The 14,406-nt window shown below is 55.6% G+C and carries 10 protein-coding genes; 5 read left to right on the forward strand and 5 right to left on the reverse strand.

The window, feature by feature from the left end:
* Positions 1-583: 583 nt before the first annotated feature.
* The 4 genes from VLX68_13300 to VLX68_13315 form a co-directional block, all read right to left on the reverse strand.
* Positions 584-1,726 carry a hypothetical protein gene (locus VLX68_13300; protein ID HUI93217.1) on the reverse strand — a complete coding sequence of 381 codons (1,143 nt, stop codon included), beginning with the start codon at positions 1,724-1,726 and terminating at the stop codon, positions 584-586.
* A gap of 618 nt (positions 1,727-2,344) precedes the next feature.
* Complete coding sequence (locus tag VLX68_13305; protein HUI93218.1) at positions 2,345-4,039, reverse strand: recombinase family protein; 1,695 nt, start codon at positions 4,037-4,039, stop codon at positions 2,345-2,347.
* A 379-nt stretch (positions 4,040-4,418) separates the two neighbouring features.
* Complete coding sequence (locus VLX68_13310; protein HUI93219.1) at positions 4,419-6,443, reverse strand: M48 family metallopeptidase; 2,025 nt, start codon at positions 6,441-6,443, stop codon at positions 4,419-4,421.
* A gap of 10 nt (positions 6,444-6,453) precedes the next feature.
* Positions 6,454-7,047 carry a LemA family protein gene (locus tag VLX68_13315; GenBank protein ID HUI93220.1) on the reverse strand — a complete coding sequence of 198 codons (594 nt, stop codon included), beginning with the start codon at positions 7,045-7,047 and terminating at the stop codon, positions 6,454-6,456.
* Positions 7,048-7,405: 358 nt separating this feature from the next.
* Between VLX68_13315 and VLX68_13320 the strand changes: the two genes are divergently transcribed.
* Both VLX68_13320 and VLX68_13325 read left to right on the forward strand, forming a co-directional pair.
* Positions 7,406-10,183, forward strand: coding sequence for a glycoside hydrolase family 2 TIM barrel-domain containing protein (locus tag VLX68_13320; GenBank protein HUI93221.1), 2,778 nt, complete (start codon positions 7,406-7,408; stop codon positions 10,181-10,183).
* Positions 10,184-10,254: 71 nt separating this feature from the next.
* Positions 10,255-10,737, forward strand: a complete 483-nt coding sequence (locus tag VLX68_13325; protein HUI93222.1) for a hypothetical protein — start codon at positions 10,255-10,257, stop codon at positions 10,735-10,737.
* A 67-nt stretch (positions 10,738-10,804) separates the two neighbouring features.
* On the opposite strand, the gene VLX68_13330 is transcribed toward VLX68_13325, so the two are convergent.
* A complete protein-coding gene (locus tag VLX68_13330; protein HUI93223.1) occupies positions 10,805-10,966 on the reverse strand; it encodes a hypothetical protein in 162 nt (53 codons plus the stop codon).
* 93 nt (positions 10,967-11,059) lie between these two features.
* On the opposite strand from VLX68_13330, the gene VLX68_13335 reads away from it, so the two are divergent.
* The 3 genes from VLX68_13335 to VLX68_13345 all read left to right on the forward strand — a co-directional run bounded on the left by VLX68_13335 (position 11,060) and on the right by VLX68_13345 (position 14,290).
* Positions 11,060-11,896 carry a DUF4197 domain-containing protein gene (locus tag VLX68_13335; GenBank protein HUI93224.1) on the forward strand — a complete coding sequence of 279 codons (837 nt, stop codon included), beginning with the start codon at positions 11,060-11,062 and terminating at the stop codon, positions 11,894-11,896.
* A gap of 37 nt (positions 11,897-11,933) precedes the next feature.
* Positions 11,934-13,253 (forward strand): NHL repeat-containing protein, encoded by a 1,320-nt coding sequence (locus VLX68_13340; protein ID HUI93225.1) that lies wholly within the window; start codon positions 11,934-11,936, stop codon positions 13,251-13,253.
* 164 nt (positions 13,254-13,417) lie between these two features.
* Positions 13,418-14,290 carry a hypothetical protein gene (locus VLX68_13345; protein ID HUI93226.1) on the forward strand — a complete coding sequence of 291 codons (873 nt, stop codon included), beginning with the start codon at positions 13,418-13,420 and terminating at the stop codon, positions 14,288-14,290.
* Positions 14,291-14,406 lie beyond the last annotated feature (116 nt).

The following is a 14,406-nucleotide window of genomic DNA, read 5'->3' on the forward strand; positions in this document are numbered from 1 at the left end:
TTCTTTATTTGGCCAAGAAATGGTAGAAAGTGGGCTTATCCAGAATATAAGGATATGTCAGAGGATGAATACAATTTGATGAAAACTCAATTTCAAGAATGGTTAATCAAAAAGAAATTGAAAGTTAAAGGCAATTTATGACTGTAAGAACGAAACGAAAATCTAACAACGCGCTAAATCATGACCGTCCGCATCTGCAAACTCCCCTGTTTCGCGGGCGGTTGGTTCTTCATACAAGATTCGTGGTTTGCGGCGGGAAAATGCGGTCGTAGTCCGGCATATTAGCGCGGCGTTAGGTGCCAAAATCTGAAGCAATGTTGGCGGAAGGTTCGGGCCTTGGGTTGTCATGCGAAAAGGAGACCGGGAATCAATCGGAGTTCTGTTCCCGTGAAAATGATGAACCGGCGCTGAAGTGCCGGCTACGCGGGTTTAACCCGTGCGATCTGGTCAAAGATGGGGTGTTGCGATGATTCGAATGCGGGTTTTCAGGTGTTCTGATACAGGGTCGTGAGGGGGATTTGTAAGGCATCCTATTTTTTATAGGATGCCTGCCACCGCATGCTTAGCGCTTGAAAATTTTACCCTATGGATATACCCAATGCGTAGAATCTTGAACAAGACCATCCCATGCCATTACATATTTATTCGAACCTTTAATAACCCATGGACAGAAGTTTCCTCTTTGAACTCCGGTTCCAATGCCCTTTGCCAAGCCATTTATGCTCCAATTCTTAGACCACCAAGTAATTTGTGTGTCAGCGGAAAAACTATTGGGCACTCCTGTCTTATAGCTACTGGTAATCGTGTAAATCTCCCATTTCGGATTCGTTGTAGTATCTGTTACCCTGGCGAAACTCATCCAAAAACTAGTTAAGGAAACGAACTTTACACCATATATGTCCAGTCCGCCACAGGCGTACCCATAGCCGGGGCACAGGTGAGAGTTCCCGGAATTATAATCATTAGTATCGTGATCTGCCCCATTTGGCCCGTACATCCACGCGATATGTCCCTTTAAACCGGAACACTGTGAGCACGTGACTGGAAGTAGACCAAAGACATTACCACGGAAATCCACGGCTAGGTTAGTGGGAACCGCAGTAAGTGGGGTCTCCTTTTCACACTGAAGTGGAGTGTCTCTCGGGGCTGGCTTAGGTGCGATAGAATACCAGTGGCTATGACTAAATTCCCACCCATTATTATCCGAACCGAGTTTCCATAACACTTCTGGACCACCGCCGTACTGTACGTCACATCCGGCGGCAATATCTTTGGCGACAGGCGCGGTTCCCGCGTCTGCGATTGTCCATTTGACAGAAGTGTCGTGTGGGACATGCCATGGAATATGCTTGTATATTTTATTGTCATTGCCTAGTACAAATATCGTGTCATAATCATCAGTAACGGCAATATTCACGAGCGTAGGCAGATACCCAGTCCCGGACGCGGATGTGTCATAATTGGTAAATTTACGCCACGCGCTATTTGTCCCGGTCGTAGAATCATATCTGTATACATGGTTATCAGTTCCAATAATATAAACATTTGACCCTGCTGCTATTTTCAGCGCCTGCATTGCATTATGATTTTTGACCGCCGGGATTACCGCAGCGCTCGCGCTGTTTTGACCTGTGGTTTTGACCTGCGTCGGGTTCTGCGAACATGTGACCATCAGTGCCGCTATTGCGGAACCTGAAGCCACGATCATCAATACTTTCTTAAGCATTGAATCTCCTTTGTAAAAAGTTATTGTTCATTTTTTCTCTTGTAACTATGAAAAGAAATCCTGCATAAAGCAAACATCCGAGTCGCTCCCCGGCTCCTTTCTATAGATAGCGTAAAAAGGATGAAACTATCGCAGCCAACAGCTGTGTTAGAATAGATCAGCTGCTTGGAATTATTTTTATTCGCTAGAGATTTACAACAATGCAAGACCAAGAACAGGTAGGGCAATTCGTGTGAGGCTTGAAATGGCGAGAAATTTGCGAGATGATATAATCACGCGTCTTGTGCATGCCCTACATGTGCAACGCTCAGGGGGTTGGCAGTTCTTCAAGTAGAGGCTGTCAACTCCCACTCATTGTTAAACAAACAAATAAATGCACAGAATTATGTCAAGCTATTTCCGCTGACATTCCGCAATGACCTTCTTGGTGTATTCCTCTTCTCGTGCCAGGTCATGGGCCACAACCAGGGCCTCCCGGATGGCCTGGCTCACACGCATAGATCGACTGTGCCCGCCTGCCCTGGCCAATGATGATCTTGCCACGATAGATCGTCGGGCCTTGCTCCCAACGGGTCACGGCCCGCTTGTAGGTCAATCTCAGGGGTTCAAGATTCCGCTTCACGCCCGTGCCTCTTTTCCCTTGTTGGGTGCCATGAGTGACATCCGCGTTGTTGCACCATTTTTGAATCTCACGGCATAACATTTGATGTACTTATCAGTCTCGGCCGCAACAGACCCAGACGGGCGCTCGCCCTTTAGAAATGCAAATAGTCTGTCAACGGTTGCCTTCCGGTTCGCCCCACCGGGGAATACCACAATTTCATCGACTATGTCACGAATGACGTTTCGTATCCGGGCACGAAGTTCATGGTCATGCTTGATCCGGTCACCCTCATCGTATGCTTCGGCAACGGTTTTGACCATATCATGGATGGTGCCTTGGGCAGATTTCAGTTTTATCAATTCCTGTTTCTTTTTGGCAACCACATTGAGTAATGTGTCCGTCTCAGCCGTAAGTTTTGTCAAATAGGACTCGTAGTTGTGCAACAATTCTTTATTGGTTGTGTCCGCAAACTTGGCTATTAATTTCTCTGTACGGCTTCTGTTGTCGGCAATCGTGGCCTCAGTTCCCGAAATGGATTTCTGGAGGTGAATGATGGACTCGGACAGTTTTTTTAACTCGCGGTCGTTGAACAGTGTGGGTAGGTCAATTTCCTTTTTGCATAGACCGAGGAATGATTCCTCAAATTCGTCATATTTCATGGATGTGTATTTGCAGGCAGGTGACCCCTTCTTTGCCTCAGCGCAAACGAGATATCGTTGGTTGCCTTGCCGTTTATCGAGGTACAACATCGACGCACCGCAGTATCCGCAGGTCAAGCAACCAGAAAACAGACTATGGACTTCACCGTTGTGTTGCCGAGGACCCTTTAACGGAGCTTGACGCTTGCTCTGTACGAGATGGAACACGGCGGGATCAAGCACGACGGGATAATAGTTCCGAATCGGCTCCCCGTCAGGAACCCGCTTGCCGTTTACCATCCTGCATAATTGAAGTTCGCCGATCAAAGCTCGGTTGCTCATCATATCTCTCACTGCAGTAGGGTCCCAGGTAGGATGGCGGAACGCGGGGATTCGTCTTTTGTTGAGCTCCCGCGAAATTTTCTCGTGCCCATGCCCCTCTGAGGCAAATTCAAAGATCTTCTTGATTAATTTGACTTTTTCGGGAATGGGGGAAAATTTCTTTTTGGTATCATCATATCTAAGCCATGCGGGGTATCTATGCGTCAATAGTGTGTGGTGATCCTCAACCACTCGTTTTCGTTTCCTGGCCCAGGCATCCGCAACGCGTTTGGATTTGATTTCCGACTCCTCGTGAGCACGGGACATAAAAAGAATGGCCTGAATAGTCGCAAAGGCATCGACTTCCAAAGTTTCGCGGGTATAAAGTTTCTCGTCACACAGGGTCACGATATCAACGCCTAGTTTCAAAATTCGCTTGAAGGTCTCTTGGGCTTCCCCGATGTTCTGCCGTGACAGCCTATCCAGGTTTTCTATCACCAGGACAGACCCGGGCGGGATTCGTCCAGCCTCAGCCGCTGCCAGAAATCTCCCCAGGGCACCCACTTTGGCGTTCTTGCCATGATACGCTGATATGCCTTCATCATTCAGGTGCAGGGTGGTGTCCAGGTGCAGGTTGTGCGCCTTGCAGTACGCAACGGCCCGTTCTGACTGCCGTGCTCCACTTGCACCCAACCGTTGCTCGGGCGTAGAAAATCGAGTATAGCTGTATGCGATTCTTGGGTTATCCATAGGGATGAATCCCTCCCTCCACCCCTATAATATACTCTAGAGGGTAATAGTGATGCAATATGTTATTATAACAACAACCGCGGCGAAGACGCCGCACCCCCTTGGAAAGGGGGAAATTGATCAAATCACTTCTCCCATTGCTTGACTTCTGCTTTGTTGGTCAACATTATTCCGCCCCATGGCCTCTCTCTTAAATCAAGCCAACGGCATGTAGGTACAGCTGTTAGAAGTTGCGATTCCTACATTTTGCGCCACCTGCGCCGCGCCGCCGTCATGGCCGACCACCAAGATCGCAATCATGGGAAAGCCGGATTGGTTTTTAAGTTGCATTGATGAAGCGCGAAGCGTTATTACCTTACTTTGGGGAACGCCCTGATTTCTATATACTATCATTTTTCTTCGTCGGCACAAACAGCGGCACCGGGCACTCCAATGCGCTGCCGATGACGCGGATCAGGTCGGCCTCCTCGGCGGTCACGGTGCGGTCGGCCATGATGCAGGATGCGCATGCGTCAATGATGCTTTTTTTCGCCGCGGGCGTGGCAACGGCGAGCGCGTCGAGCACGGCCTCAAGCTGCGAGGGCCGCAGCGAATCGAACGGCACGGGCTGAACCGCAGCGGCGCCCGGGATGCGCGCCGCGCCTGCCGCGAACGCGGCCAGGGCGCATTCGCGGTTTTGACCATTGCCGAACCAGGCGAGCATCGACAAAAGCTGCATGGCGGGAGAAAATACCGCGGCAAGGCTTACTGCCTTGCCCGACGGACCAGTCATCCCGATGCTCTGCCGGTACTGGCGCAGCACCAGATATCGCAGCGACATTTCGAACATGGTCACGGTGTTGTCGGCCATGATGAGAAAATCGAGGTTTGAGAAAAATTCGTCGGCCTGCGACCGCGAGAGCGACCGCAGCGCGGGCATGGCCAGCGCCAGAAGCGGGAGGCGGTGCTCCGGCTTCACAGCCTGCCCATCATTGACAAGGCGGACAACCTCCTGGTACACCTCGGCATCGGTGTGGCCCTTGAGACGGTCAAGCTGGGCGCGCCTGATTTCTTCCGAAGGGTCGATGAGCAGCGCGAACACCACCGCCCGCGCGCCGAAAGGCTCGCGGCCGCTCTTGACATAGGCGGCGGGAAGCCCGTCGATGAGATCCTGGGCCGCCTGCACGTGCTGCGGCGTGGCCGTCCCCACGGCCTGCACCACCTGCGCGGGCGTCGCCCGCACCGCCGGCGCGTGTCTTTGCGGCTGCGCGAATTTCGAAATGGATATCCCGGCCAGAACGTCCTCTTCATCGCCGCCGGCCGCGGCGGCGGCCGCCGCGGCGGCCAACTCCTTCTTATCAAGCTTGGGCATGGTCACGACAGGATAGGAGCCGTTCCAGTACGGGTCGATGCGTTTGATGCGCGTCGTAAGGTCCGGGTGCGTCGACATGATGGAAGAGAACATGTGCTTGATGCCGTCGGCGAAAAACAAATGGCCCACCGCCTTCGCGTGCGGCGACTCGATGAGCGAGCCCGTGGCAAGGCCGCCCACTTTTTTAAGCGCACCGGCAATGCCGCCGGGGTTGCGGGTGAACTGCACCGCGCTCGCGTCGGCAAGAAACTCGCGCTGCCGCGACACCGCCATCTGGATAAGCCGCGCGAAAAACTCGCCGATGTACCCCACCACCGTGATCACGATTGCGACCACAAGGATGACGAGAATCACCGCGCCGGCGCCGCCTTTTCCCTTTCCGGAGCCGCCCGAGATGCGTATCCTGCTCCCGCTCCGGCCCTGGAAAAAAATGCGCAGGATGAAGGCGCCCACGAGCGCGATAAAGATGATGCCGTTGAGCACCCCGATGAGCCTGATGTTGAGCCGCATGTCGCCGTTGAAGATGTGGCTGAACTCGTGGGCCACGACGCCCTGGAGCTCCTCGCGGCTGAGCAGCGCGGTTGCGGCCCTGGTCACTGCCACGACCGCGGTGCTGGGTGAGGTGCCTGCGGCAAACGCGTTGATGGACCCCTCTTCCATTATGTAAACGGCGGGCACCGGCGTGCCCGATGCGATGGCCATCTCCTCCACGACATTGAGCAGTTTGCGCTCGTTAATGTCCCTGGTGTCGGGCGACACCGGCCGAGCGCCGAGAAGCTCGGCAACGCGGCGGCCGCTGCCGGGACCTGAAAGCTGGCGGACCTTATAGTACGTCGCGCCGCCCACGACGAGTAACACACCGCCCGCCACGGCCGCAAACAGATACGGGTTCCACAGCGGCGCCCACCATTCGACCTTGATGCGGCCATAGGTAAGGCCTGCCGCCACGCCGAAATAAATCGCGGTGATGATCAGCGCCACCGCCACCACGAAATAAAAAACGAGCACTCCGGTATGGCGGCGGGCCTTGTCCTGCTGGGTAAAGAAATCCATGGGTCGCTTCTCAGAACTTTACTTTCGGCGCTTCCCGCTCGGTCTTGTCCTCGATCTCAAACAGCTGGGCCTGCTTGAAGCCGAAGCTGTTGGCGATCAGGACGCTCGGGAACTGCTCGCATTGCGTATTGTAAACCATCACCGCGTCGTTGAACGCCTGGCGCGCGAATGACACCTTGTTCTCGGTAGACGTGAGCTCCTCGGAAAGCTGCATCATGGTCTCGTTTGCCTTGAGGGTCGGATACGCCTCGGCCAGCGCAAAGAGCTTGCCCATCATGCCGCTGAGCGCGGTCTCCGCCGACATCAGCTTCTGCATCGCGGCAGGGTCTCCCGGATCGGCCGCCGCCTGGCTGCGCGCGCTGCTCGCCGCGTTGCGCGCCGCGATCACCGCCTCGAGCGTCTCGCGCTCGTGCTGCATGTATTTGCGGGCCACCTCGACGAGGTTCGGGATCAGGTCGTGCCGCCGCTTGAGCTGCACGTCGATCTGCGCGAACGCGTTCTTGTACCTGTTGCGGTTTGAAACCAAGCCGTTGTACATGGCCACGATGGCGATGATGCCGACGACGATGATGCCGAGGATGATGAGCAGGAGGACGGTTGCCATGGAGGGCTCCTTTCAGAGGATAAGAGAATGCCGATTGTTTGTTCTATGATATCAATTAAATATATGATTTGCCGACTGATCGTCCGCCCGTTTCAGTATTATATCGATAGTGAAAATAGATTTCCCAGTATTTAATTTAAAAAGTGGGTAAATTTGGAGTTACCGGATGGTATTATTATTTTGTTGACAGAATTTCCTAAATGATCCTGGGTGCGGTTCATTTGCGGGGTTTTATCCGAGGGAATCCGTCCTAAAATTGATAACTGGATTCCAAACTGCGCGGGAAGCTTTTAATCGTCTCATCCAAGGTCGAGGCAAACTCTTAATAAAAATTAAACGCTTTACAGGGGGGCATCTCATGTCCAACAAAACCTTTGTATCTCTCTTTATCGCCGCGGCGATAGCCGCAACCGCGTGCCGTGCCGAGACCTATTACCCCGAGCCGAGCCACCGGGTGAAAATCAACCTGGGCGCAACGCCGTGGAAATTCATCAAGTCAGACCCCAGCGGCGCGCAGGACCCGGCCTTCAACGACGCTACCTGGACCGACGTGGGCATCCCCCATTGCTGGAACGACAACGACACCTACACCAACACGCCGGCCGGCACCGGCAACGCCTGGGCGGGCATGTGCTGGTACCGCAAGCATTTCACCCTCGACAGTTCCTATGCCGGGAGAAAGATCTTCGTCGAATTCGAGGGCGCGCACGTGGGGTGCGCGGTGTACATCAACGGCACCTTCATCCCGGGCAACAGCGCGGTGAACCCGCAGGCCACGCACGTGATCGGGTTCATCCCGTTCATTGTTGACATATCGGACAAGGTGAGCTTCGGCGGCGCCGACAACGTGCTCGCGGTGCGCATCAGCAACAACAGCGGCGTGCTGTTCGCCGACCCGAATTTCTCCATGTCGTTTCGGTTCGGCCAGAACGACGGCGGCCTGTTCCGCCCCGTGTACATGCACATCACCGACAAGGTGTACATCCCCGAAAACGTTTATTCGGTGGTGAACAAGTGGGGCACCTGCGTGGGCACGGTGTCGGCGGCCGACGCCTCGGCCACGGTGCGGATCATGACCAACGTACAGAACGAGAGCGGCGCGGGCCAGACCGTGGCGCTCACCACCAAGGTGGTGGACGCCACGAACACCGTGGTTTTGACAAAAGAGAGCTCGCAGGCGATCGCGGCCGACTCGAGCTTCGTGTTCGACCAGAGCGGCGACATCGCCGGCCCGCACCTGTGGTACCCGGCCAACAGCCCGTGGGGCGCCCCGTACCTCTACAAGGTGTTCCATATTGTAAAGGTCGGCGGGAACACGGTCGACGTGTTCGAGAGCCCGCTGGGCGTCCGCGTGATCACCTGGGACACGAACTTCCCTTATATCAACGGCCACCAGCACTACCTGTGGGGCGTGGCCAGCCGGTATGACTATCCCGCGCTGGGGTCGGCGATCCCCGAGGAGCAGCAGTGGCGCGATGTCAAGCTCGCGTCCGAATGCGGCGCCCGGCTCTGGCGGCCGGGGCATTCCTGCCACAGCCCGGAGCTCACCGCGGCCTGCGACGCCTACGGCGTCATGCTCGTGCAGCCCAGCGGCGAGGGCGAGGGGTCGTTCGCGAACGTGACCGGCACCGAGCCCTCGTGCCTGCTCAAGAACGAGTGCCACCGCGACATGGTCGTGCGCGACCGCAACCATCCCAGCATTCTCGCCTGGGAGGTGAGCAACGCGGGCATCACCGCGAGCTACGCCCAGTCGCTCAAGGACCTCGCCAAGCAGTGGGACCCCATCACGCAGCACCCGCAGTCGGACCGCGGCTATTTGCGCGCCTGCCAGGACAAGGTGTCGGACCTCATCTCGTGCTCCTTGACAGGATGCGAAGCTGGACAGAAGCTCAACTCGCTGTGCACGAATTTCCCGGGCTGGGGCGCCGAGGACTGGGGCACCAAGGGGTTCCGGTACGACTACGACAATGAACTGCTTTTTTGCGGAGAATACCTTCAGAACTGGAAAAACGACATAAAAGCCAACGCGTTCGGCCTGGCGCAATGGTACCTTGCGGAATCGCCGGGCGAGACCGGGCTGGGCAGGTCGTTCGGAACGTCGGCCATGGATTTCAGCCGGATCCCGAAGCTGCTCTACCACATCTACAAGGCCTGTTGGATTCCCTATTCTGTCAAGCCCACCGTGTGCCTCGCACACCACTGGAACCGCTCCGGCACGGTGCGGGTGAACGCGTTTTCCAACTGCCCCGCGGTACGGCTGCTGCTCAACGGCACGAGCCTCGGCGACAAAGTGCCGAACCCCGAGTTGACGGCAAGCGACGACAAGACGAACACGTCAACGTCGCTGCCCTACCAGTGCTGGTGGGACACCGTGACCTGGGCGGCGGGAACGCTGCGCGCCGAGGGCCTCGATTCAGCCGGCAATGTGGTCTGCTTTGACGAGAAAAAGACCGCGGGCAATCCCGATCACGTGGTGCTCACCGTTGAACCTGAGCTTGTCAAGCCGAGCGGCGAGGCATTCCAAATCAGCGCCAACGGCTCCGACTGCGCGTTCATCCTCGCCACCGTGGTCGACGCAACCGGCCTCTGGTGCCCCACCGCGACCAACCAGATCAACTTCTCGGTTTCCGGGCCGTGCATCTACCGCGGCGGCGCCAACCAGGACGCGGGCGCGAACCCGGGCGACCCGTACATGCTCGCCGAGGGCGGCATGTGCAAGATCGCGGTGAAGGCCGGCTTCACGGCGGGCGCGGTCACCGTCACCGCGACTTCCACCGGATTGGGCCAGGGGACCGCGTCATTCACCACGGTCGCGGCAAACCCGATCGTCACGCTGCAGCGGCCGGTGCCAGGAAACAGGATCGCCGCAAGCGTGCCCGGCATTTCAGTTCTGACGACCGGAGGCGAGATACGTTATTTCATAAGTAAAGCTGCCTATGCCGAAATTCAGGTGCTCGACGCGCGGGGCAGGCTCATCGCGGACGTTCCGCGCGCGCTTTGCGCCGCAGGCTGGCACCGGGTGCGGCCGGAACAGGCGAAGCAGGCGGGCGCGTCAAAAGGCCTGGCCGTGTATTTCTTCCGCTGCACGCTCGACAACGGATACCGGTATGTCAAGCGGCTCGTCGTGGTGCGGTAAGGTAAAACGTTTATCGGTGACATGATGCCGGAAAGCCTTCGCATTCAGTATTTCTTGGAGGAAACTCTTCTATGAACCAAAAAATGCTTTTATTGATGCTCTCTCTTGCCTTTGCAGCGTTTCCCCAGCAAGACACGATCATGGAAAAAACCGACACCACCGAGGCAAAAGTTGTTGTTCCCGGTCCCGCGGCGCCCGCCGTTGTTACCAGCAACGCGTCCCGGGACCAGGAATATTCCCGCGAAGAACTCCAGACAAAACTCGCGGGATATGCCCGCATGCACAATGCCGGACGAGCCCTTCTCGGCGTGGGCATCCCGCTCACCTGCGCAGGCATTGTCGGACTTGCCGGCGGCATTGCCATGCTGTCCAATGGCCAGCCTTCCAGTGTAGCGCTGTTGATCGTCGGCGAGGTCGGCATCGGCTTCGGGCCAGAGATGTTGATTGCGGGTGCCGTGCTCAACAACATCGGCGGCAAAAAGCAGCGGGAATACGAACAGCGGCTGCAGGTGGGGCTGGGGATAAACGGGATATCGCTTACCTATTTGTTTTAAACAATGGCTGTCTCCTTGACAAAACACCAGTATCTTCCTCGGGCTTATTGCATCCTCACAATCCGGATTAGTCCTTTCTTTGTGCCTTCCGCCCGAGAAAACAGGCACCCAGGCCGAAAATCTCCCCGGGACACTCACCGGTAAAGGTCCTCACCTTCCTGCCGAAACCGGCATACACGCTCACGCCGCAGCCAGCCAGTATCAGCGAAGCAAAGGCGGCCTTATTCATGATGCGCTTGTTATGTACAACAATCCATGGAAGGCCTTCACAAGCGTTGACAAAAATCGCAAAAGACCGTATATTTGCAAAAGGGAGATGTCCATGCCCTTTTTCCAAAAATCCATCAAGACCATATGCCTGAGCGCTTTGCTCTCCGTGATATCCTGCAGCATGCTCGATCTGTTTAATACCGGATCTTCGAGCGGCGGTCTTACCGAGGATGAAGTTGTCGAAGGACTCAAGGCCGCGCTTTCGGTGGGCATTGACAGCTCTTCGTCGGAACTAAGTGCCGTGGGCGGCTACTACCTTAACCAGGCGGTCAAAATCCTTTTGCCGCCGGACGTTTCGCAGGTGATTTCATACGCGGAGCAGGTCCAGGGCGAGCTGGTGGCGATACAAGCCACGCTCGACCTGCTGGGCATCACGGCCTTTGATCTTAATCCGATCATCAACGCACGGGACTCACTGATGTTTTCAATGAACCGCGCCGCGGAAACCGCCGCGCCGCTCTCGGTGCCCATTTTCAAGAACGCGATCACCGGCATCACCATCACCGACGGCTTCTCCATCCTCAATGGCGATTCCACCGCCGCAACGGCCTACCTCAAGGGAAAAACCTATGATCCCCTCGTCGGGGTTTATCAGCCATTCGTGGATTCCGCGCTTCAACAAGTAGGGGCGCAGCGCTTGTGGCAGCAGTTTTCGGGCAATTACAATTCGTTCGCATCGTTCTACCGGTCCCTGCCCTCGACCGTCACCAGTCTGATCGACACCCTGCCCTTTGACACGCTCCAGACCAACCTGGCGCTTTACACGACGCAAAAAGGGCTCGACGGCCTTTTTTACATGGTGGGGCAGGAGGAAAAGCGCATCCGCACCGACCCGGTCGCGAGGGTGAGCGAAATTCTTCAAAAAGTATTCGGGTCGCTGGACCATTGAGCACTGTTGCGTCGCGGATTTCAACACCCATACAAGCATGCTCCCTTTTCTTCAGACACAATTGAACCCGGCGCCGCTGGCGGCCGCTGTTCTGGCAATGGCATTTCTCTGTCACGGCATTTTTGCCGCTTCCCTCGTATTTCCGCCTTACACCCATTCGTACGGCCTGCGAAAGGCCACGCCCAAACACCTGTTCATGTTTTTCGGGCCCGCGACTTCGTTTTCAGACCCGCAGGGACTTGCAACGGTAAAGATGAAAAGCCGTGACGACACGACCACGGTGAAGGACGACGACGAGGTCGTGGTGTACGGCGTCAATTCCGGCAGAAACGAGCTTATTTACAACACGAGCATGTGGGGACTTGCCCTGTACGGCGAAAAGGGCGGCGGCATTGACCAGTTCAGCTCGCCCAGGGGCGTCGCCTGCGACGCGGACGGACACGTGTTCGTGGCCGACTGGGGCAACAACCGCATCGTCCACCTGTTCAACCCGAAGAAAAGGGTGCACTGGGTCTCCGCGTTTTCCGGCGCGCAACAAAACGGTGTCGGGCTTTCGGGCCCCGAGCAGGTCGCGCTTGACGAAAGCGGCCGGGTCTATGTCTCGGACCCCGGCAACCGGCGCATCGCCGTTTTCAACTACGGCGGCGGCCTGCTGCGGTCCATCGCGCCCGCCGGGCCTTTTTCTTTTGTCAACGGACCCGTCACCCTTGCCGTGGCGGATGGGAAAAACCGGTATTCCCACTTCCGCGACGAACGGTGCATTTTCTGCTGCGACAGCGGCGGCAAGCGGCTCTGGAAATTCGACCTCGACGGCAACGTGCTCGGGCGTGCCGGCATTCCGGAGGGGTACGCCGCCTGCTACGGCGCCACGGACTTTTACCACAATTTCTGGGTGACCGACCGGGAGCGGTGCTGCATCCTCAAATTCGACCGCAATCTTGCCGTGCTCGACACTTTCGGCTCAAAAGGCGACGGCGACAACCAGTTCATTGAACCGCGGGGAATAGCGATTTACAAACGCTTCGGCCAGACCTTTGTGGCGGAGAAGAACGGCGCACAATATTATTGGATCGGCACCGACCTTAAAAAAGCCTCTCTCTTGGACAAAACCGGCGGCAGGTATTCGCTTTCGATGCAGGTGACCGATTATACCATCGCGACGCTTTTTTCCGCTATGCGTAAAGACACGGCGTTCTATTTCAAACGGCGCTGGGTCCCTGCGGGAAGCTCGATCTTCGATTTCAGCCTTGACGGCGAAAAACGCGTCCGCGAGCCCGGACTCACGCTTAAAATAGAGCCGACGTATTCTTCGGCGAGCTTTTATGCGTGGCAGTACCCGATGAAGCTGAACAAGTGAGAAACAGGCCAGCAGCATTTTCATACTGATAAATTATAAAACTTGAAAAAGACTTGTATTTTTTTTTCAAATATGGTATATATATTCATAATTCGATTCTGAAAACGCAATAACAAAATCTCATCCATTAAACTTTCAATTATTCACCATAATAGGGAGGTTGTATGAAGAAGTTTTTAGGACTGGTGTGCGCGGGTGTGGTTGCCGCAATGATGAGCGGCTGCGGACTCACCAATCCGATTGGCGCACCGACCATCACGATTTCCGCGATTGGTTCAATTAATGCCGGCACCTTCAAGGATGTCCAGGGCACCATCAAGGCGGACCAGGCGATCACCTCGGTCAGTTATTCCGTTACCGATGCCAATGGCGGCGCAGTGTCCACAATTACGGTAACCGGGCCGTCGGCTTCCAACACCAACTCCATGTCTTTCGACAACACAGCGGCAAACGAGCTCAGGATCACCGTCTCTGCCAACGCGACCGCGGGAAGTTACAAACTGAAGATTTCAGCCACTGCCAGTGCGACTGCCGACGCGTCCTTTGATTTTACGGTTGGCGGAAACACCGGAACAGGGGTAACGACCAATGCGGTCACCATCGGCTCATACGGCAATTCTCAGTATGGCAGCTCTGTTGACCTCGATGCCAATCCTCCGGATGTTATGCTTGCCACTGACGCAACCGCGTCGGGTTCCGGTGTTGACATCGTTGGGACCTATTCTTCTTCTATGTCTGCATTCAGGGTATTCAACCCGGTGTACGCGGCGAACTCCAGCGGCATCAATGCTTTTGCTAACTGGCAGAATCCGGCCGCGACACAGATCTGCAAAGAGACCGGCACCGCCTTCGCATCCATAACGACCAAACAACAAATTCAATCTCTCTTTAACGCCGCGTCTGCTTCGGATAATGTTTCGTGCCAGCAGGGCGATGTTCTTATTGTGAAGACCGACCAGAATGCCTACGCGGCGGTTGAGATCACTTCGTTTGATGCCAGCACGTCCGGCACTGCCGTACTTACCGTTAAATATTAGTTTTTTGACAAAGGATTATCATTCGCAAGGCACCTTTGGTATAGGGGTGCCTTTCTTATTTTTATTCACAAATAAATTTGCGTTAGCGGCTGCATCGGATTGATTTTTACAATGAC

Source organism: Chitinivibrionales bacterium, from assembly GCA_035516255.1.
Classification (GTDB): Bacteria; Fibrobacterota; Chitinivibrionia; order Chitinivibrionales; family FEN-1185; genus FEN-1185.

What these genes read in the sequence shown, in the direction of transcription:
- VLX68_13330 (HUI93223.1), bottom strand. Translation starts at nt 10,966, where the DNA reads ATGAATAAGGCCGCCTTTGCTTCGCTGATACTGGCTGGCTGCGGCGTG.
- VLX68_13320 (HUI93221.1), top strand. Translation starts at nt 7,406, where the DNA reads ATGTCCAACAAAACCTTTGTATCTCTCTTTATCGCCGCGGCGATAGCC.
- VLX68_13340 (HUI93225.1), top strand. Translation starts at nt 11,934, where the DNA reads ATGCTCCCTTTTCTTCAGACACAATTGAACCCGGCGCCGCTGGCGGCC.
- VLX68_13300 (HUI93217.1), bottom strand. Translation starts at nt 1,726, where the DNA reads ATGCTTAAGAAAGTATTGATGATCGTGGCTTCAGGTTCCGCAATAGCG.
- VLX68_13310 (HUI93219.1), bottom strand. Translation starts at nt 6,443, where the DNA reads ATGGATTTCTTTACCCAGCAGGACAAGGCCCGCCGCCATACCGGAGTG.
- VLX68_13325 (HUI93222.1), top strand. Translation starts at nt 10,255, where the DNA reads ATGAACCAAAAAATGCTTTTATTGATGCTCTCTCTTGCCTTTGCAGCG.
- VLX68_13345 (HUI93226.1), top strand. Translation starts at nt 13,418, where the DNA reads ATGAAGAAGTTTTTAGGACTGGTGTGCGCGGGTGTGGTTGCCGCAATG.
- VLX68_13305 (HUI93218.1), bottom strand. Translation starts at nt 4,039, where the DNA reads ATGGATAACCCAAGAATCGCATACAGCTATACTCGATTTTCTACGCCC.
- VLX68_13335 (HUI93224.1), top strand. Translation starts at nt 11,060, where the DNA reads ATGCCCTTTTTCCAAAAATCCATCAAGACCATATGCCTGAGCGCTTTG.
- VLX68_13315 (HUI93220.1), bottom strand. Translation starts at nt 7,047, where the DNA reads ATGGCAACCGTCCTCCTGCTCATCATCCTCGGCATCATCGTCGTCGGC.